The sequence below is a fragment of the Neorhizobium galegae genome (assembly GCF_017877135.1).
Lineage (GTDB): Bacteria > Pseudomonadota > Alphaproteobacteria > Rhizobiales > Rhizobiaceae > Neorhizobium > Neorhizobium galegae_A.
Genome location: NZ_JAGIPH010000001.1, coordinates 304337 through 328028, shown reverse-complemented (window position 1 = coordinate 328028; position 23692 = coordinate 304337). Strand labels below are relative to the sequence as shown.

Below are 23692 nucleotides of genomic sequence, written 5' to 3'. Positions count from 1 at the left end.
CCTCAGATTTCGTCGAGAAACAGATCGCGGAACTCGGCAAGGCGCCGGTGCCGCTCGCTTGCCAGATGATGCCCGGTCGGTGTCTGGAAACCATCGGCCAGCCGCAGCAGCTTCAACTCGAAATGATCGAGCGAAAACGTCTTGTCGTCCAGCACGCGGTGTTCTCCTTTCGGATCGGCCGGTTCGTAGAGTTTCGAGCCCATGCGGCCGGCCGTATAGAAGGTGCGGGCAATGCCGATGGCGCCGAGCGAATCAAGCCGGTCGGCATCCTGCAGGATTTTCGCCTCCAGCGTCTGCGGCGCAAGACCTGCCGAAAAACTGTGGGTGAGGATGGCATGCGCCACCGCCTCGATTTTCTCCGAAGGCCAGCCCATCTCCCGCAGGATGCTGCTCGCCTTTTCGCTGGCAAGCCGTGACGACTGCGCCCGCTCGGGATGGTTCTTCGGCAGAGACACGCAATCATGCAGCAGAACCGCGGCGGCAAGGATTTTACCGTCGCCGCCTTCCTGCGCCTGGATGCGAAGGGCGTTGTGGAACACGCGCACAAGATGGGCGAGATCGTGGGCGCCGTCTTCCTCTTCCACGGCGTGGGCGAGAAGCCCTTCCGCCAGCGCTTCGAACGGTGCAAAACGCTGAACGATGGGGCTCACTTTTGCCTCAGGCATCGGCTGCTTCTTTCTTTTCGGGCGTGGCTTGCGTGTCGCTCTTTTGCGCCAGAATGCGCTGGTAGAAAAGCCCGATGCCGATCAGCACGCCGCCAAGGCCGATGAAGGACAAGGCGCGCAGGATCCCTTCCAGATTGGCCATGTCGATGAGAAACACCTTGAGCACCGTGACCAGCACCAGGCCCGCCGAAACGAGCCGCAGGCTGCGTAGATTGCGCCAGGAGCCGATGACCAGCAGTCCGACGCCGATCAGCAGCCAGACCACCGAATAGGTATAGGTCTCGCCCTCGATAAATCCTTTCCAGGAGGCAAGGTTTTCGCCCTGCCAGAACCAGCGCACGGAAAGCGTCGCCCAGGCAAAGCCGAGAAGGGCGGCGGTGATGGCAATGAGGGTGACATAGGGCGCCGGCCGCCTCTGGCGCGCAAAGGTGGCAAGCCCCGCATAGGCGAGTGCCGGTAGGAGATAGCCCGGCGCCAGCAGGTTGAGGAGCGGCCAGCCTCCGGTGTTTTCCCCGGAGAAATACGGGTTGAGCGCCCCCAGATGCAGCGTCAGCACATTGAGCGTGGCGATGATGCCCGCCAGCATCGAGCCGTAACGCAGTGCGCGGCTCGGGCTTTTGATGTCGAGCGTCATCAGCACACCCGAGAGACCGATGGTCAGAAGCGTGTAGATCGATTGCTCGCCAAGTGTCGGCACACGATCATCCAGCACGCCGCCGGAGGCTGCGTGGCGCACCAGAATGGCAAGCGTCAGCAGCCCCATCAGGGCGGCCAGGCCCTGCAGCGCATTGAGCGCGCGCCGGCCGGGCCAGCGGCGCAACAGCCAGCAGGCGGCCACGAGAAGCAGCGCCGGCACGCCATAGCCGGGCAGCAGCGCATTGAAGACCGGCGTCGTGGACAGGTTCTGCGGGCCGACGATGGTCGGCTCATAGGCGATGCGCGCCATCACCACCAGGCTTGCAGCCACCATGGCCCAGGGCAGGCCGCGCCAGGCGCGACGGCGCGTGGCAAGAACGAAGGCAAAGCCGAGGATGGCCACGCCGAGCGTCGTGACAAGGCCGTGGGTCAGCGTGTGCAGGCAAAGCGTGAAGGCGCCGAACGCCCCCAGAATGAGGATGTCGCGTGCCAGAAGGTCGCCCGCGCCTGCTGGCTGCCGTCGGGCCTCCCGGTCAACGCTCCACAGGATGGCGAGCCCGAGCATCAGCGCAAACGCGCCATGCAGCCAGTCGCGGTCGAGAGATCCTTCGGCAAGAAAGGTGATTGTCGCAATCGCGACCGGAACCGTTGCCACGATGATGGCCCACAGGCCAGCCATCTCCCGGTCCTTCTGGCCGCGGCGGTGCTGGAACAGCAGGCCGCAGGCGGCGAGAAGGGCGGCAAGGGCAAGGCCGCCAAGGACGGTGGTGCCCGGCAGCGGCAGCCGGGCCGCCGTATCGGTAAGCTGCAGAGGGTCGGTGAGATCAACGCTGAGGTTCATCAGCGTCACCAGCGTCATCCCCCAAAGCGCGGCGAGGGTCGAAAACAGGGCCGGCCAGGCGCCGGGCCTGCGGCCTGCGCCAAGGCCTGCCAGCAGGCCGGTTGCCGCCACGAAGATCAGCATCGGATCGTCGTTCGCCCCGTTGGCGGTGGCTAGAAGCGTCATGATGGACAAAAGCGTGCCAAGCGACACCGACAGCATGATGCCGCGCGGCCGGCGGCCAAGCAGATGGCGCACGCGCCGAAACCTGCCGACCGCTGCCGCTTGCGCTTCGGCTGCATCCTCAAACAGGCGGCCGGGCCAGAGGAAGGCCGTGCCGGCGATCATCACCAGAAGCGCGATGCCCGGCGGTATGGGATCGCGCAGGTCGGCATAGAGGCAATAGCCGATGACCCACATCGACAGGCCGGCATTGGACAAGATCGGCAGCAGATGCCAGCGGCGCAGGCGGGCGGCGGCATTAGCGGCAAGCCAGACGAGCGAGAGGAAGCCGAACAGGGCCGCGATATTCGGCGCTTCGGTGGAGACGAGCGCCGGCGTGACGAGCGATGCGGCAAGGCCAAGGCCCGCCAGCGCCTGCCCGTGCAGCAGCGACAGGGCAAGTGTTGCCAGGGAAACGGCTGCAAGCAGAAGGAAGGCGGGCAGGGAACCGATGAACCCATAGACGCCATAGGCGACGTAGACGGTTGCTAGCAGCGTGACGCTTGCCGCAGCCGTCAGCACGCCCGGGATCATTGCATTGGAAAAGGCCTCCAGCCGGTGGGCAAAGGACCGCCGCCGCAGGATTTCGCCGAAAGCTGCGAGCAACAGGGCGAACACGGCGGCAAGCATCAGCCGAACTTCCGGGCCCAGCAGCCCGCTCTCGATCGAATAGCGCACGAGGAAGACACCGCCGAGCGCCAGCGCAAGCCCACCGACCCACACCGTCCAGCGCGCACCGAGCCGGCTTTCGAAGCTCTCGGCCGGCTTGGCGGGGGCAGGCTTTGCCGGCGCTGCCGGCGCTTCATCGTCCGCAATATTTGGCTCTTGCGCGGCGGCCTCTTCCATTGGCGCGGTTATAAGGAGCGTCTCATCCTTGTCGGTCGTCGCGGGCGAGGCGGCAGAGGCGATCTCGCCAGCCTGCTCCACGCCGTCAGTCTGGGCCGCGCGAAGTGCCGATACGTCCTTTTCCAGCGCCTGCAGCCGTTGTGCCAGCCGTCGATGCGATGCCAGAAGAGCCAGCAGCAGGACGAGGAGTAAAAGTTCCAGCATGATTGCTCCGCCATAGAGGTTGGGCCTGCTTATATCGTTGCCGCGCCGATAAAGGGAAGGCCGGCGCTGTCGATGCCGGTCTGGTGCCCCTCCGGCTCAATATGTGGGCAGGTTATGACGTGCTTGCGGGCAGACTGCCCAAAGGATGCGCAGGCAAGTTGTCGTGATCATATTATGTGCAATTTCGGCTTGCAACTCGGCGAAAGACTGGTTTTGATGGCGTCCATCCGCATCATTCCAGGGGGAAACACTCAATGATCACGCGTCGCCTCTTCACCCGCCTTCCGGCAATTGCCGCCTTGGCGCTTGCCGCCGGATTTTCCGCGCCGGCGCATGCCGATACCGCGATCAAGTTCACGCTCGACTGGAAATTCGAGGGGCCTGCCGCCGGCTTCCTGCTGGCGCTCGACAAGGGGTATTTCAAGGCGGAAGGCCTTGATGTGACGATCGATAGCGGCAACGGCTCGGTGGAGGCCATTCCGCGCGTCGCAACCGGCGCCTATCAGATGGGCTTTGGCGACATCAACTCCCTGATCAAGTTCCTCGACGAGGACCCGAGCCAGAAGATCAAGGCCGTGCTGATGGTCTATGAGCGCCCGACCTTTGCGGTTGTCGGCCGCAAGTCGCTCGGGATCACCACCGATCCGAAATCGCTGGAAGGCAAGAAGCTCGGCGCACCGCCGCCGGATGGCGCCTTTGCCCAGTGGAAGGCCTTCAAGCAGGTCGCCAAGATCGACGACAGCAAGATCAAGATCGAATCGATCGGCTTTCCGGTGCGTGAACCGATGCTGGCCAAGGGTGATGTCGATGCCGTCTTCGGCTTTGCCTTCTCGGTGATCCTCAACCTCAAGAAGCAGGGCATCAAGGACGAGGATATCGCCACCATCCTGATGGCCGAGCATGGCCTCAACCTCTATGGCAACGCGGTTCTTGTGAACTCCGATTTCGCCGCCAAGAATCCGGAGGCCGTCAAGGGCTTCCTGAAGGCGCTGACCAAGGGCTTCATCGCCTCCGTCGCCAAGCCTGAAGAGGGTGTCGCCGCCGTCCTGAAGCGCAACGAGACGCTCGACAGCGCCATCGAACTCGAACGCCTCAACATGGCGAACGCCATGAACATCAAGACGCCCTATGTCGTCGAAAACGGCTTTGGCGGCGTCGATCCGGCCCGTCTTGCTGCCTCGATCGACACACTGAAAGTGTCCATGGGCCTCAAGGGCGCTGTGAAGGCCGAGCAGGTCTTCGATGCAAGCTACCTGCCGGCCAAGGCGGAACGCATGCTGCCGTAATTGGCACGACCCCTCCCCAACCCCTCCCCACAAGGGGGAGGGGCTTAACCTGCAGCACGGCCTCGCGCGTATCTGGCGTCGATTCATGTTGATCTGGTTAGACGGGAGCCACAGGTTTTCTCCCCCCTTGTGGGGGAGATGGCCGGCAGGCCAGAGGGGGTCTTGCTGCCCCCCGCGCGATCACCGACGGAGAACACATGTCCCATCTCGTTTCCATCGATCAGGTCGACATGCGCTATGGCGGTGCCGATGGCACGCTTGCCGTCTCCGGCCTCACCATGCGCGTCGACAAGGGCGAGTTTGCTGCCGTCGTCGGTCCCTCCGGCTGCGGAAAATCCACGCTGATGAAGCTTGTGACCGGCCTGCATATTCCCCAGACCGGTGTCGTGGTGGTGGCTGGCGCTCAGGTGACGAAGCCCGTGTCCATCGTCGGCATGGCGTTTCAGAACCCCACCATGCTGCCGTGGCGCACCACGCTCGACAACATCCTTCTGCCGCTCGAAATCGTCGAACGGCATCGCCATCGCCTGCGGGCGAACAAGAAGGAATATGTCGAAAAGGCCGAACACCTCCTGGAAACGGTCGGCCTCAAGGGCTTTGGCCAGAAATTTCCCTGGCAGTTGTCGGGCGGCATGCAGCAGCGCGCCAATCTCTGCCGGGCGCTGATCCACGAGCCGGATCTTCTGATGCTGGACGAACCTTTCGGCGCGCTCGATGCCTTCACGCGCGAGGAACTCTGGTGCGTCATCCGCGACCTGCATGCCGCGCAGGGGGTGACCATCGTGCTGGTCACCCATGACCTGCGCGAGGCGGTGTTCCTCGCCGACACGATTTTCGTAATGAGCGCACGGCCCGGCCGCATCCTGAAGGAGCACCGCGTTCCATTCCAGCGCCCGCGCGATCTCGACATCATGTATCAGACCGAATTCAACGACATGGTGCATGAATTGCACGGCGAAATAGCCAAGGCGAGGGCTGTGGCATGACCAGCATCATCGAAACCGCCGTCACGCCCGTTGCGAAGAAGCCGCTTCTCGCGCGCATCAACTGGGTGCGCGCCGCCCCTTTCCTTTATACACTGGCGCTGTTTCTTATCTGGGAAGGGCTGGTGCTGGCGCTCGACATGCCGCCCACCATCCTGCCGTTGCCGACGCGGGTGTTCCAGGCCATCGTGCAATACTGGTCGCCGATCTGGAAGAATTCCCTGCAGACGCTCTACACCACGACGGTCGGCTTTGCGATTGCCGTGGTGGCGGGCCTTGCCATCGGCCTCTTCATCGGCTGGTCGAAGACGATCTATTCGGGGCTCTATCCGCTGATGATCGGCTTTAATGCCATCCCCAAGGTGGCGCTGGTGCCTATCCTCGTCATCTGGTTCGGCATCGGCACGGTACCGGCCGTGCTGACGGCCTTCCTGATTTCCTTCTTCCCCATCGTCGTCAATGTGGCGACCGGCCTTGCCACCATCGAGCCGGAGACGGAAGACGTGCTGCGCGCACTTGGCGCGCGCAAGATGGATATCATGCTGAAGGTCGGCATTCCCCGCTCCATGCCCTATTTCTTCGGCTCGCTGAAGATCGCCATCACGCTCGCCTTCGTCGGCTCCGTCGTGTCGGAGACGGTGGCCTCCAATTACGGCCTCGGCAACATGATGAGTTCGGCGCAGAGCCAGTTCAACGTGCCGCTGGTCTTTGCCGGACTGCTGATGCTCGCCGTTGAAGGCATCGTCATGTACGCGCTGATGGCTCTTCTGGAGCGCCGCATGACCGGCTGGGCGCATCGCTCGACGATGGCGCAGTAGAAGCGATTGGGAAACTGCCTGTGCGGCGGGCGGCTCTCAGCCGTTACCGCCGTCTGCGTGATTGTCCACCTGCACCTTGCCCACACCACGCTCGCGGTCGAGCGCGAATTTCACCGCCTGGGAAAGGTCGCGGCTGACGGTCCACCAGTCGCGGCTCTTGCTCCAGTAGCGCAGGGTGACGGTGGCGGAGGTCTCGCCGAATTCGGCGACGAAGACGGTGGGCGCCGGGGCCTTCAGCACCCGGGCATCCGCCTCGGCCGCCCCGATCAGGATTTTTTGCGCCTTCTCGATGGTCAGGGTGTCGTTGGTTGCGATGCTGATATCGTTGCGGCGGTTCGGCAGGCGGCTGTAATTGGTGATCGGCACGTTCCACAGCGTCTGGTTGGGTGCCAGCCGGTAGACGCCCTCTGCGGTTTTCATTTCCGTGGCAAAAAGGCCGACATCGACAATGGTGCCGCTGACATTGCCGGTTTCGATGTATTCGCCGATGCGAAACGGCCGCAGCACCAGAAGCATGATGCCGGCGGCGATATTCTGCAGCGTGCCCTGCAGGGCAAGACCGATGGCAAGACCGATGGCGCCAAGGGCTGCCAGGATCGAGGCCGTCTGGACGCCGAACTGGCCGAGCACCATCACGAGGACGATGACCAGGATCGCATAGCGGATGATATTGGAGAAGAACTGCGCAAGCGTCGCATCGATGCCGTGGATCTTGCCGAGGCCTTCCCGCGCCCAGCGGCTGAGCATGCCCGATGCAAACCAGCCGATGGCCAGCAGCACGACCGCCCCGATCACCGAAAAGGAATACTGTACCGCAAGCGCCGAAAGCTGTGCGAGTGCCGCCTGCGTGGCGACCACGAATTGCGAGGCCTGTTCGTCCATGCGTGAAACTGCTCCATCTTGCTAGACGAAGCATAACTGGCGCCAGCGCCGGCAAGGTCAAGTTCCGATCATGCCGGCTGCAGCACCTCTTCGGGCGTCAAAGCGGCAGGACGAAGCTTGCCCGTCCGTCCGTTTCGGCACCACGCCCGATGGATTTTATCGCGGCCGTCAGGCGGCCGTCGCGCTGAAGGGCGCGGTCGCCGATCTCGATGAGGCGCGTATTGGGGGTGGCGTGCGGTGCAACCGCGCGCAGGTGCGCGGCAAGTTCAAATTCATCCTGGTCCGGATCGACCGCCAGTGCTGCGATCACCGCGGCGGCCGGCGAGCGTGACACGCCCATCCAGCAATGGACGAGGAGCGGGGCCGTGCGGTCCCAGTCCCTGGCAAAGGCGATGAGGTCGGCCACATGCCGCTCGCTCGGTGCCACCAGATTGCCGGTGCCGGAAAAGGTTATGTCGTTCATCGCAAGCGTCAGGTGGCGCTCGGCGCGGATGACGCCGGGGCGGTGAAAATCATGGCCCTCGGCGATCAGGCTCACCATCTCGCGCGCCTTGTGGCGCACGGCAAGCTCGGCGATCTTTTCCAAAGGCCCAACGATGATCCCGGTCATGGTGTCGTGGCCCTTGGGCGAAGCGCATCGAGCGCGTGAAAACGCTCAAGGAACCGTGCCTGCGCTTCGGTTGCCGCCATCGGCTCGACCGGCAGCCGGTCGCGGGTGATGCCGCGCGGCAGGCCGAAGAATTTCTTCGCCTCAGCAACGGAAAATCCGGCAAGCTCGGTTGCTTCGAAAAAGGCCGCCACCGTATCGGCCTTCTTGATGCGCGCCTTCAGATCGCGGTTCGGATGGGCCGAAAGGCCGAAGCGCAGATGCACGGCCGCCTCCAGGCGCTTCTCCACCACCTTATAGCCGCCGCCGACCACGGCCTTGAACGGCGAGATCATGTCGCCGATCACATATTCCGGCGCGTCATGCAAAAGCGCTATCATCAGGTCACAGGCGGAAGCACTCGGATTTGCCTCGCGAAAGATCGTCTCCACCATCAGGCTGTGCTGGGCCACCGAAAAGGCGTGGTCGCCGCGCGTCTGGCCGTTCCAGCGCGCCACGCGGGCAAGGCCATGGGCGATGTCGCTGATTTCCACATCGAGCGGCGAGGGGTCGAGAAGATCGAGACGGCGGCCCGACAGCATGCGTTGCCAGGCGCGCACGGAAGGAGACGGAGTGGTGGTCACGCGTCCGCCTCGGCTGCGCCCGTCGGGAAGGAGAGGCCGGTCCAGGCCGGCAGCGCAAGGTCGACGGCGACATCGCCGGCAAGGATCGGCAGGTCCGATGACAGCGCATCGCCCACCCGATCGGTGCGCACAATGGCAAGCCCCTGGCCGCCGACCACGGTTCCGAGCGTGCCAAGCGGCTTGCCGCCGGCGAAAAGCTCCGTGCCTGTCGCCGGAAGGTCGGTTGTCGCCGTGACCTTCACCAGACGCCGGCGGGCCGTGCCCCGGTGCTGCATGCGCGAGACCACTTCCTGGCCGACATAGCAGCCCTTGCGGAAGGACAGGCCGCCATCGAGATCCAGCAGGATATCGTGCGGAAAGGCATCCTGCAGGGCATAATCCTTGGCAGACTGGGCAAGGCCCGCCTCGATGCGCAGCGCATCATAGGCTGCTTCGCTCTCCGCATCGGCCGCTTCGACCAGGGCGATGGGTGCGCGCTTCAGAAGAAGGCCGGCCTTGGCAAAGGCCATGTCGGTCACGCCTGCCGCAGAGTCTGCCGCTTCTCCCCAGGTGACGCTAACGCTCGCCTCCTCCTGCGTGATGGTCACCGCCGCCCGCAGCCTGTACATCGTCAGCCGGCGCAAAAATGCCTCTGAGAGCGCCTGATCGCATTCCACCAGGAAGCCGCCATCGGCGCGCCAGATGATGAAATCGAACAGGATCTTGCCTTGCGGCGTCAAAAGCGCGCCGGGCCGGGCCTCGCCTTCGGCAAGCCCGTCGATATCGGTGGTGACGATGCCCTGCAGGAAAGACTGCGCGTCGGCACCGTCGATGCGGATCAGGCGGCGGGTGAAGAGAGTGGCGGTGGTCATGGCAATCCTGTCTGGTTCTGCCTTCCAGACATACAGCGCCGCCGACATTTTTCAAAATGCCGGCAGGCCGAGGCGGAGCCGGGTCTGGTGCGCGGAGCGAACCTGCGGCTCAATCGCCGCCGGTAAACATCTTCCATTCGCCGGAAGGCGTAATGCCAAGCCGGTAGAAGTTGTAATTGTTGGTCTCTTCCATGGCGGCGAGATCACCCGCAGTGATGATCCGCAGGAGTTCGACGCGCTCGGGCGCCGACAGCGTATCGAGCGGCTTGCCGACGAAATAGGGCCAGACATACATCTCGTCCGGTGTGCCGGCATTGATGCGGGCGGCACCCGTCTGCAGAAGATCCAGCATGATCGCGAGGATTTCCAGCCCTTCCGGATCGCCCGACAGGCTTTTCAGCGCATCGAGCGCGTCGGCGCCATCGGCACCGAGCTGGCGCATCTGGTCCACGTCGAAATGCACCAGCGGCCGCAGGCGTTCGAACTCGCCGGAGGTTGCCGCTTCGACAAGCGCGCGCCGGGCGGCCTTCACCGGTTCGGGAAGAAGCTCGAGGTCGCGAATGATCTCTGCCGGTGCCGGCGTTGCCGCCTGCGCATCTTGGGGCGCGGCCTCCGGGGCGGCGGCACCATTGCCCGGCGGGTTCGATAACGGCCCGGAGGCCGGGTCAGCGCCTGAACCGGTTCCGGCGGCCGGCGCGGGGCCGCTTGCCTCCGTCACGCTTGCGCCGGACAGGGCAAAGGCGGTGTCCGTTACGACGGTCACGGACAGCAGAACGCCTGCCGCAGCCAGCGCCATCTGCAGGGCTGAGGGGCGAGCAATGTTCGCCGCTTGGGTCTTCATGGAAAAAGCCTCGGTTTCTTCGGGCTTGGGCCGTGGGTGGCATGATTCGCAAGAACGGGATGCGAGCACCATGCGTGCCCGGCCCTTACGCTTTACTGAACGGTACGCTCGGGGGAGAATTCGCCGGCAAGCATGCGCGCGCGCAGCGATTCCAGCATGGCTTCCGCGCCGTCTTCGCCGTGAATGCGGATGGTTTCCCGCATGGCGAGCGCGATGGCTGCGTCGGCAATGATCTCCGGCTCGATGCCGTCCGCACGTCCGTCGGCCCAGGCTTCATTCTGGTATTCGAGCGCCGCCTGCATCTTCTCGTGCACAATCATGTCGTCGATGTCGTTGCGCGCTGTCTGCATGTGTATTCCTCTTGCAAGGGGTGTCCGTTGTTACCGGCACGTTAACAACACTAGCAGCCTTTTATCAAAACCACACGCCCCCAGCGCGAAAGAGGTAAATAAAAGCCTAATTTCCGTAGCGTGCAGCAATTTCGCCCGAGAGTGTTGCACCTTCGTTACGGTAGCGTTCTTCCGCAACCCGGGCAGCCGGGGTGCACGTACTGTGCACCGCAGCAAACGCCCGATATCCGCGGTTGAAGGCCGCCGTCAGTCTCTCGCGACGCTTGGGTTCCGCGCCGGTTTCCGCGTCCAGCAAAGACTGCATCGATGCCCGCCACTCATCCGAATCGGAGGCGCAAAGCGTGCGCAGGTATTGGACGGAGCCGAGGATTTCCGCAAGCCGCAGCAGTTGCGCATCATAGGGCGCCGGCCGTTCCACGGGCTGTTGCGGCGGGCTTGAGGGCTGCGATTCGCCGCCCTTCTTCTGCGCTGGCGCCGCAATGGAAATTGCCGGCAGAAGCGACGCAGGGCAGGCGAGGGCAAGGCTCATGAGCAGAGACGGCAGGATTGGGCGGTAAAAAGATTTCAAGATCATGATGTTCCGGGTGAGGCGCGCCATGGGCATATCAAGACGCGGAGGGGAGTTTGCGCTGCGCGGCCAGCCGTTCGACGCAATCCAGCACGCTCTCTGGCACCGGCAGCGCACGGATCTCCTCCAGCGTGAACCAGCCGGCATCGGCGGCATCATCGGCGGCAATCGCCGCGCGATCGGCATCGGCCTTCACCCGGAAAACAGACAGAAAGAAATGGCTTTGCAGCGCACCGGAGGTGTCGCGGGTTTCCAGATCATAGGTGGCAAACAGTTCCGGCTCGCGGGCCATGATGCCGGTTTCCTCGAAAAATTCCCGCACCGCTGTGTCTGCCGGCGTCTCTCCGGGCTCGCCGCGTCCGCCCGGAAAGGCAAACAGATCGGCCGAGGGCGGATTGCGTCGCCGGATCAGGAGATAGCGCCCCTCCCGTTCCAGAATGGCGGAGGAGGCCGCGCGCGGGCGGGGAAGGTGTACGGTCTTGTCAGTCATCGTCATAGTGCCACCTTGACCGGCTGACGCGTCTTGCGCAAGCGGCCGCGCTCTGCAACGACTGTCGTCCATGAAAAGCACCTTCCTGTTCGTCCTTGCAGCCTTTGCGGAAATTTCCGGCTGCTTTGCCTTCTACGCCTGGTGGCGGCTGGAGAAACCGGCGTGGTGGCTGGCGCCCGGCCTGCTGTTTCTGGTTCTGTTTGCTTGGCTGCTGTCGCTGGTCGATAGCAATGCGGCAGGGCGCACCTTTGCCGCCTATGGTGGCCTCTATGTGGCCGCTTCGCTACTGTGGCTCTATCTGGTGGAAGGCAAGGCGCCCGACCGGTTCGACCTCGCAGGCGGCGCACTCTGCCTCATCGGCTGCGCCGTCATCCTGTTTGCGCCGCGCAGCAGCTGACATTGCTGACGGTCCCCCTTGCTTGACGCCCCTGTCTTCGGGTGCGATCAACAGAGCATGTGTGGACGCTACGCCCTGACCGCGACGCCGGACGAGATCCTCGAATTCCTGAGCGTCATCGAGATCGACGATTTCCCCCGGCGCTACAATATCGCGCCGACGCAGCCGATTCTTCTCGTCATGGCTACGGATCGACAGATGCCCGGCAGCAATCTGCCGGCGCGCCAGGCCGTGCTTGCCCGCTGGGGTTTCCTGCCCGGCTGGGTGAAGGATCCGAAGGAGTTTCCGCTTCTCATCAATGCCCGGGCCGAAACCGCCATCGGCAAGGCCTCGTTTCGCGCTGCCATGCGCCATCGCCGCGTGCTCATTCCGGCAACCGGCTTTTACGAATGGCACAGGCCTCAAAAGGACGAGGGCGGCAAGGCGCAGGCCTATTACATTCGGCCCAAGCAGGGCGGTCTCGTTGCCTTTGCGGGCCTCATGGAAACCTGGTCCTCTGCTGACGGCTCGGAAGTCGATACCGCCGCGATCCTGACGACACGGGCCAACCGGCTGATCGGCACGATCCATGATCGCATGCCGGTGGTGATCTATCCGCAGGCTTTTTCCCGCTGGCTGGATTGCAAGACGCAGGAGCCGCGCGATGTCGCCGACCTGATGACGCCGGCGCAGGAGGATCTGTTCGAGATGATCCCGGTCTCGGACCGGGTCAACAAGGTCGCCAATATGGGGCCTGAGATCCAGGTGCCGGTGGTGCCGGTCGCTTCCCCGAAATCGGCGCCGCCCGAAAAGGGCGACGGGCAGCTCTCGCTGTTCTGATGCCTCGGCGGGAGCCTTTTCAGATCAGGCGGATTTCAGCGTCGTGCGCTTCAGCATCAGGGCTGCGGCAACGACGGCCTTGATGGCGAGCGGGCGCTGCGGTGCATGCAGGTCCTGCTTGGCGGCAGCCGTCGTGGTGGTCTTCTGTTCGGTCATGTCGGTTTCCTTCCCCATAAAGCACTTTTCGTGATCGCATCCGTGCGTCACAGCGGCTCTCGGCAGAAAACAGGGCGGAAATTTGGCGCTGCGCACGCGAACCGATCATGCGTGATCCTGCACCGGCGAGCTTGCGGGAAACTGTTGTCGAAAAAGCGCAGTTATGCTGCGTTGCAACCTGATATTGCAACGCAGCAGTATAAGCCCTCTGCCGAAAGGTCAGACGTTGGCGTGGTCGTCTTCGATGGTGAGCGTGCCGTAGCGACGCTTCCAGGCCCGCGCGCTGAACGGCAGAACCAGGAGATAGGCAACCGTGGTCACCGCAAGCACCTGCCACGTATAGCTCATCAGCAAAGCGACATAGATGACGACGCAGAGGATCACCGGCAGCATGAGGTCGCGGCGCACGCGGGTTTCCGACTTGCCGGACCAGACGGGAAGGCGCGAGACGAGAAGATAGCCGATCAGCACGGTATAGGCCGTCGCACACCAGGCGATGCCGCGATTGGTTTCGAGGCCCAAGAAGCCGAGATAGACCGGAAGCAGCACCAGAAGCGCACCCATGGGGGCCGGAACGCCGACAAAGAATTCCGACTGCCATTTCGCCTTGTATTCGCGATCCGCCATCACGTTGAAGCGGGCAAGGCGAAGACCGGCGGCAATCGCATAGATGAGCGCGGCGATCCAGCCGATGGAGCCGACCTGATCGAGCACGAAGACATAGAGAACGAGGGCCGGGGCTACGCCGAAATTGATGATGTCGGCGAGCGAATCCATCTGCACGCCGAAATTCGACGTGGCCTTCAGCGCCCGCGCCACGCGCCCGTCGATACCGTCGAGGAAGGCCGCCAGCAGAACCATAGCGACGGCGAGCTCGAAGCGATTTTCGAAGGCGAGCCGTATGCCCGTCAGGCCGGCACAGATGGCGAGAACCGTGATGAAGTTCGGCACCATCAGCCTCAGCGGAATTTCCCGCAGGCGAGGCCCACGGGCCGCGTCGTCATCCGTGCGGTGTTCGGCACTTTTCGGATGCACATCGTGGTCTGCGTCGCGGTGATCGTCCAGCGGCTGCATGGCATTCTCCAGGTTTTATCAGCTGCGGCGGCTGATGGTCGGGCCCTTGAACGAGCCGAATTCGGCAATCACGGTTTCGCCACCGATGGTGCGCTGTCCGAGCGACACGCGGGGCTGGCCACCTTCCGGCACATAGACGTCGAGACGCGAGCCGAAGCGGATGAGGCCGAAACGCTCGCCCGCATCGAGCGGCTCGTTGGCATGCACGAAGCAGAGGATACGGCGGGCGACGAGCCCCGCGATCTGCACCACGCCGAGCTTGCCGTGCTTGGTTTCGATGACCATGCCGTTGCGCTCGTTGTCGACGCTTGCCTTGTCGAGCTCTGCATTGACGAACTGGCCGGGGCGATAGACGATCTGCGACACACGGCCACGCGCCGGCGCCCGGTTCACATGGCAGTCGAAGACGTTCATGAAAACGGAAATGCGCAGCATCGGCTCGCTTCCCAGATCAAGCTCCACCGGCGGCACCACCATCTGCACGGAGGACACGCGGCCATCGGCAGGGCTAATGATCACGTCGTCATCCTGCGGAACGACGCGCTCGGGGTCACGGAAGAAATAGGCGCACCACAGCGTCAGCACGAGGCCTATCCAGAACAGGGGTGCCGCAATCAGGCCCGCGACCAGAGATACGACGAAAAAGGCGATAACGAAGATATAGCCTTCCTTGTGGATCGGCACGAGCGTGTTGCGAATGGTGTCGAACAGATTGATCAACGGGTGTCTCTCCAGATTGTCCAGCCTTGGATCACGAACCTAGGTGACTACAGGCAAACCGTTTCAGGAGCAATGTGGTTCCGTGGCGCGCCTTTCAGCCGATGCCGAGAAACACCGCAAGCGAGCGGGTGATGGCAAGCATGGTCTCATCATCCAGACGTCCGAACACTGGCCCGAGCCTGCTGCGCTGCACGGACATCACCTTGTCGATCATCACCTGGGAAGGCTTGCGCAGTCCGTTTGCCGGGGTCGGATTCACGGTCGGACGCAGGAGCGGCGCATTCACCAGCGTTCCCGACATCAGCAGCACCGTCACAGTTCCGGTCTCATCGAACGGATCCGCCTGGATGATGGCGGCCGGGCGCGGCTTGCCAAAATCGCTTGAGATCGCGACCGTGATCAGGTCGCCGCGCCTCACGCGCCGGCCTCGTCCTCGATATCCGACAGAGCCGCGTCCAGGAGGATGTCGAGATCCGGATCATGCGCATCCGCTGCTGCGGTCACGCGCGCTTGCCGACGACACTCCTCCGCAAACCCGGCGCGGCGGGTGTCGGGCACCCAGATCTGCACGGGCCGTAAACCCGCCGCCCGCAAAGCGTCGCGCCTCTTTTGCACCCGTTGACCAATTGGTGTCGGCATCCAGCCTCCGTCATTCTGTTACATGTAACGTAGGCGCGCATCAGCATTCAGTCAATGCCTTGGCGTGCTGAGCCAGAGTTGCCGCAAGTAAGGGCCGATTTGACCAGGATACGGAATTCCCGCACAGTCTTCCGCATGACGCAAGACAGGTTCAACCCTGAAGAGGAGGAGGCCAAAGGCCAGAAGCACCAGCTGCCTCTGGCTTTTGGCGATCGGGTAATGGGCGAGGATAAGGCCCTGTTTCTCGGTCAGAAGGAGCAACAAGGGTGAATAAAGAACGTACCATAATACCGGCTGACCCCTCTGATACAGAGGATTTCGATGTCACGGTCGAAGCGCTTGATCGTGGCCAGCGGGCGCGTCTGATCCGTCAAACGCGGACGGGGCTCGGCCTGTCACAGGCCGAGTTCGCCAGTCGCTTTCGGGTCCCTGTCGGCACGTTGCGTGATTGGGAACAGGCGCAAACGACTGCCCCAGATTTCGCGATGGCCTATGTGCGCGTGATTGCGCAGCATCCGGACATGGTGGCTGAAGCGGTCGCCTGATTGCACGGCAGTCCGCGGTCCGTAGCCCAAGAAAGCGATCGACGCCCGCCTCACACCGCCGGTGTCTTGCGCACCACCACGCCTTCTTCGTCGCTTTCGCGTACCTGCCGCAAGTGTTCCTCGGCCTGGGTTGCCTCGCGCTGGCGGTTCCACATCGAGGCGTAGAGGCCGTTCTGGTCAAGAAGGCCGGCATGCGTGCCACGTTCGGCAATTTCGCCGTGGCGCAGGACGATGATCTCGTCGGCGTTGATGACCGTCGACAGGCGGTGGGCGATCACCAGGGTCGTGCGGTTTTTCGACACGAGTTCGAGAGCCGCCTGGATTTCCTGTTCCGTCGTCGTATCGAGCGCCGAGGTTGCCTCGTCGAGAATGAGGATCGGCGGGGCCTTCAGGACGGTGCGGGCAATCGCCACGCGCTGCTTTTCGCCGCCCGACAGCTTGAGCCCGCGCTCGCCCACCATGGTCTGGAACCCGTCCGGCAGGCTGGTGATGAAATGGCCGATCTGGGCAATGTCTGCCGCCGCCAGCATTTCCTCTTCGGTGGCGCTCAGGCGGCCGTAGCGGATGTTGTAGGCAATCGTGTCGTTGAACAGAACCGTATCCTGCGGCACCATGCCGATCGTGGCGCGCAGGCTCTTTTGCGTCACATCGCGAACGTCCTGGCCGTCGATCTCGACGGAGCCCTGCTGCACGTCGTAGAACCGGTAGAGCAGGCGCGAGATCGTGGATTTACCGGCGCCCGACGGCCCGACGATGGCGACCGTCTTGCCGGCCGGCACCTCGAAGGAAATGCCCTTCAGGATCGGGCGTTCCGGATCGTAGGCGAAATGTACGTCGCGGAAGGCAATGCTGGCGTCACGTACGGCAAGCGGTGCGGCGCCCGGCTGGTCCACGACTTCGGCGTCCACCTCCAGCAGATCAAACATCTGCTCGATATCAGTCAGGCCCTGGCGGATTTCGCGATAGACGAAGCCGATGAAGTTGAGCGGCACCGAGAGCTGAATGAGCAGCGCGTTGACGAAGACGAAATCGCCGATCGTCTGCGTGCCGCGCTGCACGGCAAGCGCCGACATCACCATCATCACGGTCGTGCCGGCGCCGAAGATCAGGCCCTGGCCGAAGTTCAGCCAGCCGAGCGAGGTCCAGACCTGCGTAGCGGCTTTTTCGTAACGCGCCATGGAGGCATCGAATCGGCTCGCCTCCATGTCCTCGTTGCCGAAATATTTGACCGTCTCGAAGTTGAGAAGCGAATCGATCGCCTTGGTATTGGCGTCCGTGTCGCTGGCGTTCATCGAGCGGCGGATGGCGATGCGCCAGTCGCTGGCACGGATGGTAAACCAGATGTAGGCCGCAACCGTCACCGCCGTCACCGCCACATAGGCAAAGCCGTAGGACAGCCAGAAGATCACCGCCGTCAGCAGGAACTCCACGAGCGTCGGCACCGAGTTGAGGATGGTGAAGCGCACGATGGTCTCGATGCCCTTGGTGCCGCGCTCGATGATGCGCGACAATCCGCCCGTCTTGCGCTCCAGGTGGAAGCGCAGTGACAACTGGTGCATGTGAACGAAGGTCTTGTAGGCAAGCTGGCGCACGGCATGCTGGCCGACACTGGCAAACAGCGCATCGCGCAGCTGGTTGAGAGCAAGCTGCACGATGCGGGTAAAATTGTAGGCGATGACCAGAACCACGGCGCCGAGCAGGAAGGCCGGCACGAGGCCTGCCAGATCCAGCTTGCCGTTCAGCGCATCGGTTGCCCACTTGAAAAAATAGGGAACGCCGATCAGCACGAACTTTGCCGCAAGCAGCAGAACCGTTGCCCAGACCACGCGGGCCTTGAGGTCCGGCCGGTCGGAGGGCCACATATAGGGCCAGAGGTTCACGATGGTTGTCAGCGGATTGCTGGTATCCGCCGCAACGGTCTTTTGTCGGTCTGCCATGGCTGCCTCCGGAAGGAACCCAGCACATAGGCTGCATGCGTTGTCTTTGCAACGCAGCTTCGGTCCGGCCGGCAAAGATCATGTCCCTGCCGGCTGCGGCTTTGCGCGATCAGCCTTTCTTCAGGCGCTGGCGGTGGATCTTTTCCGCTTCCGGATCCGGCAGCGCCTCTTTCGGCACGCCAAAAATCTGGCCGGGCTGGATCACGTCGGGATTGGCGATCTGGTCCTGGTTGGCGAGATAGATCGTGGTGTAGCGCACGCCCTGGCCGCCATAGACGCGGCGGGAGATCTGCCACAGCGTATCCCCGCGCCGGATGATGACGGAGGAGGCCTCGCTCTGGGTCAGCGGCGCCTGCGCAATGGTGCGGGCGCCAGCGGCGACCTGTGCTTCAGCGGCTGCGGCCGGCAGCGGTGCGACGGTGCCGTTCGGCAGGATGGGGCCAACGGCGCGGGCAATCATCTCGCCGATCCTTCCGAGCTTGGCGCCAACGGAGCCCACATCGCGCGGCAGGGCGTCGAGTGCGGAGAGGGCGGCTGCCGCTTCGCGCACCGTGTTGTCGGCAATCATCCGCGTCGTTTCGTCGGCGCCGGCCGGCAGGCGGTATTCGGTCAGCGAACGCAGCGCGATGCTGGTCGAGGATCGGGCGGCAGCCACCTGTTCGTCGGTCGGCGTTGCGCCATTGGCATAGAGCTTCTGCAGGAGGTCGAAGCCGCGCGACACCTCGTTGCGCAGACGATCAAACGCGCCGTCGTCAATGGGCGACAGGCTGTTCGTTGCGCCAAGCGGGCTTGCAACGGCGGCCACCTGATCGCCGGCCGGCCGGTTGAACGGCACTTCGACGCGCACGATCACCTGGCCGTTCGGGCCGATCTGGTCGACCGCGATGCGGTGCTGGCCAACCGCCAGAGAAAGGGTTCCGTCGATGACGAAATGGCCGTCGGCGCCGGCAAGTGTTTCGCCGATCGTGCTTGAGTCGGCATAGCCCTTCAGCTTGGCACCGGACTTGGAAATGCCGGCAACGAAAATACGGTCGCCTTCGATTTCGACGGCACTGACCTGCAAGGCCGGCTTTTCCGAAGGGGCGGTGGCCGGTGCCGCGGGTATCGGAGCGGTTGCCACGTTCGTGCCGGAGGGCGCCGGTTGGGCAGGTGTTGCGGCCGCGGCAGGCACGGTGGCTGAAGAAGCCGGCGTCTGGCGGGCTGCCGTTGCATCGCCGGCAGACAGCGCCACGCGCTCCGTCTTGGTTTTCTGGTTGATGTTCGGCACCGCCATCAGGCGGCTCGCCTCGCCGGGCTTGGTCACCATGGCCAGCAGCTCGCCGGCCTTGTTGTCGGGAATGGAGATGGTGGCGATTTCTTCGGAGATCACCGTGCGGCCATCCTTGGCGGTTGCCTTCAGCACCAGCTGATGGTCACCGGGGGCCAGCGGCTTGTCGATGATGGCGACGAATTCACCGGCCTTGTCCACGGCCGTGGTGGCAACCGTCAGGGCCTGGTCGTTGACGTCAAGCCGGGCCTCCGGTTCGGCGCGCCCGGCAATGACGGCCGTGCCGTCCGGTTCGACGCGCAGCACGTCGAAGGTCGGCACGATCAACGGCTTCAGCTCGGCGGACGCTGTGGCGGCCTTCGGTTCTGCCGGCACGTCGCCTTTGGCCGTCGTTGCGGGCGCCTTGGCCGGCGGCGTGTCCGGTGTCGGATCGATCAGCTCGCGGGTCGCCTCGGCCTGTCCGTTGACCGCTTCCTTGATCTCGCGTCCGGCATCGTTGATGGCTTCGCCCACCGGATGATCGTTCGTCGACAGACGCGGCATGACGAAGAAAACCATGAGCAGGGTTGCAATCGCGAGCGCGGAAATAGCCAGCCAGACGGCGCGGTTCTTCATTATCAGACCTCTCCAGACGGAAACCCGCCAAACAACACGGAATTACAGGTTTCATGCCGTATTAACAAGCTTTTAGGCCCTTTTCGCTTGCCCGGGACTTGATTTCCCGTCACTTTTACGGGGCGGACCGCTGCTTTGCGTCCGCCTCGCCTGCATGACGGAGACTCTTGTGCCAATTCGATCCATTTGTGTTTACTGCGGCTCGCAGCCCGGTCGTGATCCCGCCTATGTCGCGGCAGGTCGGGCTTTGGGCAAATCCATCGCGGCCCATGGTCTGCGACTCGTTTACGGCGGCGGCACCAAGGGCATCATGGGTGCCGTGGCGGCCGGCACCCTGTCGAACGGCGGCAAGGTTACCGGCATCATTCCGGAATTTCTTGTCGATATGGAGGCAACGCGCCATTCTCTCGGACAATTGAGCGAGCTGATCATCACCAAGGACATGCATGAGCGCAAACATGCGATGTTCGAGCGCGCCGATGCTTTCGTGACGCTTCCCGGCGGCATCGGCACGCTGGAGGAAATCGTCGAGATCATGACCTGGGGCCAGCTCGGCCGCCACCGCAAGCCGATGGTGTTTGCCAATATCGGCGGCTTCTGGGATCCGATGCTGGAACTGGTCGATCACATGCGCGCGCAAGGGTTCATCCACAACGCCAATCTGGTGCGCCCCTTGGTGATCGACGCAGTGGAAGACATCGTGCCGGCCATTCTCGATGCGCAGGGTGACAGCCCCGTCGATGATGGCACGCCAGCGGTGATCGGGAAGCTTTGAGCTAATCCACGATAAAAAGGGTCGCGCCGATCTCTGTCGACGAGCGGTGCGGCTCGGCCCCGTCCGCCACCTGATAGCTCATGCCGGGCTTCAGCACGAAGATGCGTCCATCGGCCAGTTCCGTCGTCAGTTCACCGGAAAGGCACAACAGAATGTGGCCCTTCTCGCACCAGTGGTCTGCCAGATAGCCCGGCGTATACTCCACCATGCGCACGCGGATATCGCCAAACGTCCGGGTACGCCAGCTTGCCATGCCGGTGTCGCCGGCATGCTGCGTGGGGGTGATGGTTGTCCAGTCGGTGGTGCCGAAGGGAATGGCGGTCATGCGCATCGAAAGTTCCTTTCTCAGCGGGCGCGGTAGGCACGCAGCATCGACCAGGTATAGAGCGCAAGCGCCACCCAGATCAGCGCGAAGGCAAACAGTTTGACCGGGTTCATCGGCTCGTGGAACACGAAGACCGCGAGGAGGAAAATGATGGTCGGCGTCAGATATTGCATGATGCCGAGGGTGGAGAGGCGCAGGAGTTTTGCCCCATTGGCATAGAGCATCAGCGGCACCGAGGTGACGAGGCCCGCGGCCGCCAGAAGCCACGCATCGCTGGCGGTGCCGCGCGTCAGGTGCCCGACGCCGTTCATTTCAAGCCAGATGACATAGGGAAGGGCGGGCACCGACAGCAGCGCCACCTCCAGGAAAAAGCCCTGGTTGGGGCCGACCGGCAGCGTCTTGCGCAGGAAGGAATAGGCGCCCCAGCTGACGGTCAGCGTCAACGAGATCCAGGGCAGGCGCCCTGCGTCATAGGTCAGGATGCCGACGGCGACGAAGGCGAGCGCAATGGCCGCCATCTGCACCGGCGCCAGCCGTTCCTTGAGCAGGATGGCGCCCAGGAGGATGCTGAACAGCGGATTGATGAAATAGCCGAGCGCCCCTTCGATCGCCTGGCCGGAGCCGACGGCATAGACGTAGGTGAGCCAGTTGACGGTGATCAGCAGCGCGGTGACCGTCGCCATGACCATGGTGCGCGGGGAACTGACTGCCCGGCGGATATCGCCGAAGCGGCGGGTGACGAGCAGGATCAGGGCCGCAAAGGGCACAGACCACAGGATCCGGTGCGCCAGCACCTCGAAGGGCGGCATATGTCCGAGCGCCCTCAGGTACAGCGGCATGACGCCCCAGAACGCATAGGCGGCAAACGCATAGGCAAAGCCCTTTGGCGCGTCGCCCGTCTGAGCCTGGGGTGGAGCGGTTTCGGTCGCCATGATTGGTCATTCCTTCACGTCAGTGACGTCCGTCTACGACCCAAGCGGGCCGCTGACCAATTCATTTCGCTGAAGCGTCTATTCGCAGGTGTGAATAAGCCGCAGGGGCGGGCGCTCTACTGTCACTCCGCCGCCAGCCGTCCGGCCATGTGGCGGTTCTTCATCAGCTTGTAGACGATGGAATCGATCAGCGCCTGGAAGGAGGCGTCGATGATGTTTTCCGATACGCCGACCGTCCACCAGCGGGTGCCTTCGCCATCGGTCGATTCGATGAGGACGCGGGTGATTGCCTCGGTGCCGCCGTTGAGGATACGCACCTTGTAGTCCACCAGCTCCAGATCGACGATTTCGGCGTTGAACTTGCCGAGATCCTTGCGCAGCGCCAGATCGAGCGCATTAACCGGACCATCGCCTTCGGCCACCGACATCACCCGTTCGCCATCGATCACGAGGCGCACCACGGCTTCCGAGACGGTCTTCATCTGGCCATTGGCGTCGAACCGCCGCTCCACCATGACGCGGAACCCTTCGATGGCGAAGAAATCCGGGATCGTGCCGAGCGTGCGGCGGGCCAGAAGTTCAAAGCTCGCATCGGCCCCTTCATAGGCATAGCCTTCTGCCTCGCGCTCCTTGACGATGGTGATCAGGGTATCGAGGCGTGGATCGTCCTTGGCCACCTCGATGCCGCGCCGCTTCAGGGCGTTGAGGAAGTTCGACTTGCCGCCCTGATCCGACACCATGACCTTGCGGAAATTGCCGACCGTTTCCGGCGGCACATGTTCATAGGTGCGCGGGTCTTTCAGCAGGGCCGAGGCATGGATGCCGGCCTTGGTGGCAAAGGCGGAGGCCCCGACATAGGGGCTCTGGTGGTTCGGCGAGCGGTTCAGCAGTTCGTCGAAGGCATGGGAGAGCGGGGTGAGGCCGGTCAGCCGGTCGCGGTCGATCGATGTTTCGAAACGGTCGGCATAGGCTTCCTTCAGCGCAAGCGTCGCGATCAAGGTAATGAGATTGGCATTGCCGCAGCGCTCGCCGATGCCGTTCAGCGTGCCCTGGATCTGGCGCACGCCGGCCTCGACGGCGGCAAGTGAATTGGCGATGGCCTGGCCGGTATCGTCATGGGCGTGGATGCCGAGCGAGGTGCCGGGAATGCCGGCAGCGATGACGGCCGAAACGATATCGCGCACCTCCTGCGGCTGGCTGCCGCCATTGGTGTCGCAGAGCACGACCCAGCGGGCGCCCGCCTCATAGGCGGCTTTCGCGCAGGCAAGCGCATAATCGGGATTGGCCTTGTAGCCATCAAAAAAGTGCTCGCAATCGATCAGCGCTTCGCGGCCGGACGCGATGACGGCGGCCACGCTGTCGCGGATCGAGCCGAGATTTTCCTCGTTGGTGCAGCCGAGCGCCACGCGCACATGATAATCCCAGCTTTTCGCCACAAGACAGATGGCATCGCTTTTCGATTGCAGAAGCGTTGCAAGCCCCGGATCATTGGCAGCCGAAATGCCCGCCCGCTTGGTCATGCCGAAAGCGGTGAATTTTGCGGTCTGCGTACGCTTTTGCGCAAAGAAGGCCGTATCGGTGGGGTTTGCTCCCGGATAGCCGCCCTCGACGTAATCGATGCCGAAATCATCGAGCAGCGTGGAGATGGCAATCTTGTCCTCGACGGAAAAATCGATACCCGGCGTCTGCTGGCCGTCACGCAGCGTGGTGTCGAAGAGATAGATCTTTTCCCGTGTCATGTCGGTGCCTCCCCAGGCAGCTTTTGTCTTGCCGTATTTCCCTCTCTGGCCTGCCGGCCA

At 63.4% G+C, this 23692-nt stretch carries 27 protein-coding genes; 7 read left to right on the top strand and 20 right to left on the bottom strand.

Going from position 1 to position 23692, the window contains the following annotated elements; genetic code table 11:
- Positions 1-2 precede the first annotated feature (2 nt).
- Positions 3-665, bottom strand: coding sequence for an HD domain-containing protein (locus J2858_RS01700; RefSeq protein ID WP_210103017.1), 663 nt, complete (start codon positions 663-665; stop codon positions 3-5).
- Positions 658-3393 (bottom strand): DUF2339 domain-containing protein, encoded by a 2736-nt coding sequence (locus J2858_RS01695; protein ID WP_210103016.1) that lies wholly within the window; start codon positions 3391-3393, stop codon positions 658-660. Before J2858_RS01695 ends, J2858_RS01700 begins: the two co-directional genes overlap by 8 nt.
- Before the next feature lie 254 nt (positions 3394-3647).
- Between J2858_RS01695 and J2858_RS01690 the strand changes: the two genes are divergently transcribed.
- The 3 genes from J2858_RS01690 to J2858_RS01680 all read left to right on the top strand — a co-directional run bounded on the left by J2858_RS01690 (position 3648) and on the right by J2858_RS01680 (position 6480).
- Positions 3648-4679: an ABC transporter substrate-binding protein gene (locus J2858_RS01690; protein WP_210103015.1), complete on the top strand. Its 1032-nt coding sequence runs from the start codon at positions 3648-3650 to the stop codon at positions 4677-4679.
- A 197-nt stretch (positions 4680-4876) separates the two neighbouring features.
- Complete coding sequence (locus J2858_RS01685; protein WP_210103014.1) at positions 4877-5665, top strand: ABC transporter ATP-binding protein; 789 nt, start codon at positions 4877-4879, stop codon at positions 5663-5665.
- Positions 5662-6480, top strand: a complete 819-nt coding sequence (locus J2858_RS01680) for an ABC transporter permease (RefSeq protein WP_210103013.1) — start codon at positions 5662-5664, stop codon at positions 6478-6480. The genes J2858_RS01685 and J2858_RS01680 overlap by 4 nt, the downstream gene beginning before the upstream one ends.
- Positions 6481-6516: 36 nt before the next feature.
- On the opposite strand, the gene J2858_RS01675 is transcribed toward J2858_RS01680, so the two are convergent.
- The 8 genes from J2858_RS01675 to J2858_RS01640 form a co-directional block, all read right to left on the bottom strand.
- Complete coding sequence (locus J2858_RS01675) at positions 6517-7362, bottom strand: mechanosensitive ion channel family protein (protein WP_210103012.1); 846 nt, start codon at positions 7360-7362, stop codon at positions 6517-6519.
- Positions 7363-7459: 97 nt separating this feature from the next.
- On the bottom strand, positions 7460-7972 hold the full coding sequence (locus J2858_RS01670) for a tyrosine phosphatase family protein (protein ID WP_210103011.1): 513 nt from the start codon (positions 7970-7972) through the stop codon (positions 7460-7462).
- The gene (locus J2858_RS01665; RefSeq protein ID WP_210104086.1) at positions 7969-8550 is read right to left on the bottom strand and encodes a YfbR-like 5'-deoxynucleotidase; all 582 of its coding nucleotides are present in this window, start codon (positions 8548-8550) and stop codon (positions 7969-7971) included. The genes J2858_RS01670 and J2858_RS01665 overlap by 4 nt, the downstream gene beginning before the upstream one ends.
- Positions 8551-8588: 38 nt before the next feature.
- Positions 8589-9443: a YgfZ/GcvT domain-containing protein gene (locus tag J2858_RS01660; protein ID WP_210103010.1), complete on the bottom strand. Its 855-nt coding sequence runs from the start codon at positions 9441-9443 to the stop codon at positions 8589-8591.
- Positions 9444-9552: 109 nt separating this feature from the next.
- The gene (locus J2858_RS01655; protein ID WP_245365513.1) at positions 9553-10284 is read right to left on the bottom strand and encodes a hypothetical protein; all 732 of its coding nucleotides are present in this window, start codon (positions 10282-10284) and stop codon (positions 9553-9555) included.
- Positions 10285-10376: 92 nt separating this feature from the next.
- Positions 10377-10634, bottom strand: coding sequence for a hypothetical protein (locus tag J2858_RS01650; RefSeq protein ID WP_137132827.1), 258 nt, complete (start codon positions 10632-10634; stop codon positions 10377-10379).
- A gap of 106 nt (positions 10635-10740) precedes the next feature.
- Entirely contained in the window at positions 10741-11232 is a 492-nt protein-coding gene (locus tag J2858_RS01645) for a TIGR02301 family protein (protein WP_245365512.1), read from the bottom strand.
- 7 nt (positions 11233-11239) lie between these two features.
- Positions 11240-11698, bottom strand: a complete 459-nt coding sequence (locus tag J2858_RS01640; RefSeq protein ID WP_245365511.1) for an NUDIX hydrolase — start codon at positions 11696-11698, stop codon at positions 11240-11242.
- A 64-nt stretch (positions 11699-11762) separates the two neighbouring features.
- Between J2858_RS01640 and J2858_RS01635 the strand changes: the two genes are divergently transcribed.
- Positions 11763-12089, top strand: a complete 327-nt coding sequence (locus J2858_RS01635; RefSeq protein ID WP_210103009.1) for a YnfA family protein — start codon at positions 11763-11765, stop codon at positions 12087-12089.
- A gap of 57 nt (positions 12090-12146) precedes the next feature.
- On the top strand, positions 12147-12908 hold the full coding sequence (locus J2858_RS01630) for an SOS response-associated peptidase (RefSeq protein ID WP_210103008.1): 762 nt from the start codon (positions 12147-12149) through the stop codon (positions 12906-12908).
- A 24-nt stretch (positions 12909-12932) separates the two neighbouring features.
- On the opposite strand, the gene J2858_RS24215 is transcribed toward J2858_RS01630, so the two are convergent.
- The 5 genes from J2858_RS24215 to J2858_RS01610 form a co-directional block, all read right to left on the bottom strand.
- The gene (locus J2858_RS24215) at positions 12933-13064 is read right to left on the bottom strand and encodes a hypothetical protein (RefSeq protein WP_281067709.1); all 132 of its coding nucleotides are present in this window, start codon (positions 13062-13064) and stop codon (positions 12933-12935) included.
- Positions 13065-13283: 219 nt separating this feature from the next.
- On the bottom strand, positions 13284-14138 hold the full coding sequence (gene pssA / locus J2858_RS01625) for a CDP-diacylglycerol--serine O-phosphatidyltransferase (RefSeq protein WP_210103007.1): 855 nt from the start codon (positions 14136-14138) through the stop codon (positions 13284-13286).
- A gap of 18 nt (positions 14139-14156) precedes the next feature.
- On the bottom strand, positions 14157-14855 hold the full coding sequence (locus J2858_RS01620; protein WP_210104082.1) for a phosphatidylserine decarboxylase: 699 nt from the start codon (positions 14853-14855) through the stop codon (positions 14157-14159).
- Positions 14856-14952: 97 nt separating this feature from the next.
- Positions 14953-15276, bottom strand: coding sequence for a type II toxin-antitoxin system PemK/MazF family toxin (locus tag J2858_RS01615; RefSeq protein WP_210103006.1), 324 nt, complete (start codon positions 15274-15276; stop codon positions 14953-14955).
- On the bottom strand, positions 15273-15497 hold the full coding sequence (locus tag J2858_RS01610; protein WP_210103005.1) for an antitoxin MazE family protein: 225 nt from the start codon (positions 15495-15497) through the stop codon (positions 15273-15275). Before J2858_RS01610 ends, J2858_RS01615 begins: the two co-directional genes overlap by 4 nt.
- 266 nt (positions 15498-15763) lie before the next feature.
- Between J2858_RS01610 and J2858_RS24275 the strand changes: the two genes are divergently transcribed.
- Positions 15764-16042 carry a helix-turn-helix domain-containing protein gene (locus J2858_RS24275; protein ID WP_348635431.1) on the top strand — a complete coding sequence of 93 codons (279 nt, stop codon included), beginning with the start codon at positions 15764-15766 and terminating at the stop codon, positions 16040-16042.
- A 50-nt stretch (positions 16043-16092) separates the two neighbouring features.
- Here J2858_RS24275 and J2858_RS01600 read toward each other — a convergent pair whose 3' ends face one another.
- A complete protein-coding gene (locus J2858_RS01600; protein WP_210103004.1) occupies positions 16093-17979 on the bottom strand; it encodes an ABCB family ABC transporter ATP-binding protein/permease in 1887 nt (628 codons plus the stop codon).
- 109 nt (positions 17980-18088) lie between these two features.
- Positions 18089-19864 carry a LysM peptidoglycan-binding domain-containing protein gene (locus tag J2858_RS01595; RefSeq protein WP_210104080.1) on the bottom strand — a complete coding sequence of 592 codons (1776 nt, stop codon included), beginning with the start codon at positions 19862-19864 and terminating at the stop codon, positions 18089-18091.
- Positions 19865-20015: 151 nt separating this feature from the next.
- Between J2858_RS01595 and J2858_RS01590 the strand changes: the two genes are divergently transcribed.
- Positions 20016-20636 (top strand): TIGR00730 family Rossman fold protein, encoded by a 621-nt coding sequence (locus J2858_RS01590; protein WP_210103003.1) that lies wholly within the window; start codon positions 20016-20018, stop codon positions 20634-20636.
- A gap of 1 nt (position 20637) precedes the next feature.
- Here J2858_RS01590 and J2858_RS01585 read toward each other — a convergent pair whose 3' ends face one another.
- The 3 genes from J2858_RS01585 to cimA form a co-directional block, all read right to left on the bottom strand.
- Entirely contained in the window at positions 20638-20967 is a 330-nt protein-coding gene (locus J2858_RS01585; RefSeq protein WP_210103002.1) for a DHCW motif cupin fold protein, read from the bottom strand.
- Positions 20968-20981: 14 nt separating this feature from the next.
- A complete protein-coding gene (rarD, locus tag J2858_RS01580; RefSeq protein ID WP_210103001.1) occupies positions 20982-21893 on the bottom strand; it encodes an EamA family transporter RarD in 912 nt (303 codons plus the stop codon).
- Positions 21894-22015: 122 nt separating this feature from the next.
- On the bottom strand, positions 22016-23632 hold the full coding sequence (gene cimA / locus J2858_RS01575) for a citramalate synthase (RefSeq protein ID WP_210103000.1): 1617 nt from the start codon (positions 23630-23632) through the stop codon (positions 22016-22018).
- Positions 23633-23692: the final 60 nt, after the last annotated feature.

What these genes read in the sequence shown, in the direction of transcription:
- J2858_RS01670 (WP_210103011.1), bottom strand. Translation starts at nt 7,972, where the DNA reads ATGACCGGGATCATCGTTGGGCCTTTGGAAAAGATCGCCGAGCTTGCC.
- J2858_RS01640 (WP_245365511.1), bottom strand. Translation starts at nt 11,698, where the DNA reads ATGACGATGACTGACAAGACCGTACACCTTCCCCGCCCGCGCGCGGCC.
- J2858_RS01635 (WP_210103009.1), top strand. Translation starts at nt 11,763, where the DNA reads ATGAAAAGCACCTTCCTGTTCGTCCTTGCAGCCTTTGCGGAAATTTCC.
- J2858_RS01675 (WP_210103012.1), bottom strand. Translation starts at nt 7,362, where the DNA reads ATGGACGAACAGGCCTCGCAATTCGTGGTCGCCACGCAGGCGGCACTC.
- J2858_RS01695 (WP_210103016.1), bottom strand. Translation starts at nt 3,393, where the DNA reads ATGCTGGAACTTTTACTCCTCGTCCTGCTGCTGGCTCTTCTGGCATCG.
- rarD (WP_210103001.1), bottom strand. Translation starts at nt 21,893, where the DNA reads ATGGCGACCGAAACCGCTCCACCCCAGGCTCAGACGGGCGACGCGCCA.
- cimA (WP_210103000.1), bottom strand. Translation starts at nt 23,632, where the DNA reads ATGACACGGGAAAAGATCTATCTCTTCGACACCACGCTGCGTGACGGC.
- J2858_RS01630 (WP_210103008.1), top strand. Translation starts at nt 12,147, where the DNA reads ATGTGTGGACGCTACGCCCTGACCGCGACGCCGGACGAGATCCTCGAA.
- pssA (WP_210103007.1), bottom strand. Translation starts at nt 14,138, where the DNA reads ATGCAGCCGCTGGACGATCACCGCGACGCAGACCACGATGTGCATCCG.
- J2858_RS01600 (WP_210103004.1), bottom strand. Translation starts at nt 17,979, where the DNA reads ATGGCAGACCGACAAAAGACCGTTGCGGCGGATACCAGCAATCCGCTG.
- J2858_RS01680 (WP_210103013.1), top strand. Translation starts at nt 5,662, where the DNA reads ATGACCAGCATCATCGAAACCGCCGTCACGCCCGTTGCGAAGAAGCCG.
- J2858_RS01665 (WP_210104086.1), bottom strand. Translation starts at nt 8,550, where the DNA reads ATGCTGTCGGGCCGCCGTCTCGATCTTCTCGACCCCTCGCCGCTCGAT.
- J2858_RS24215 (WP_281067709.1), bottom strand. Translation starts at nt 13,064, where the DNA reads ATGACCGAACAGAAGACCACCACGACGGCTGCCGCCAAGCAGGACCTG.
- J2858_RS01650 (WP_137132827.1), bottom strand. Translation starts at nt 10,634, where the DNA reads ATGCAGACAGCGCGCAACGACATCGACGACATGATTGTGCACGAGAAG.
- J2858_RS01590 (WP_210103003.1), top strand. Translation starts at nt 20,016, where the DNA reads ATGACGGAGACTCTTGTGCCAATTCGATCCATTTGTGTTTACTGCGGC.
- J2858_RS01655 (WP_245365513.1), bottom strand. Translation starts at nt 10,284, where the DNA reads ATGAAGACCCAAGCGGCGAACATTGCTCGCCCCTCAGCCCTGCAGATG.
- J2858_RS01700 (WP_210103017.1), bottom strand. Translation starts at nt 665, where the DNA reads ATGCCTGAGGCAAAAGTGAGCCCCATCGTTCAGCGTTTTGCACCGTTC.
- J2858_RS01585 (WP_210103002.1), bottom strand. Translation starts at nt 20,967, where the DNA reads ATGCGCATGACCGCCATTCCCTTCGGCACCACCGACTGGACAACCATC.
- J2858_RS01610 (WP_210103005.1), bottom strand. Translation starts at nt 15,497, where the DNA reads ATGCCGACACCAATTGGTCAACGGGTGCAAAAGAGGCGCGACGCTTTG.
- J2858_RS01690 (WP_210103015.1), top strand. Translation starts at nt 3,648, where the DNA reads ATGATCACGCGTCGCCTCTTCACCCGCCTTCCGGCAATTGCCGCCTTG.
- J2858_RS01660 (WP_210103010.1), bottom strand. Translation starts at nt 9,443, where the DNA reads ATGACCACCGCCACTCTCTTCACCCGCCGCCTGATCCGCATCGACGGT.
- J2858_RS01645 (WP_245365512.1), bottom strand. Translation starts at nt 11,232, where the DNA reads ATGGCGCGCCTCACCCGGAACATCATGATCTTGAAATCTTTTTACCGC.
- J2858_RS01685 (WP_210103014.1), top strand. Translation starts at nt 4,877, where the DNA reads ATGTCCCATCTCGTTTCCATCGATCAGGTCGACATGCGCTATGGCGGT.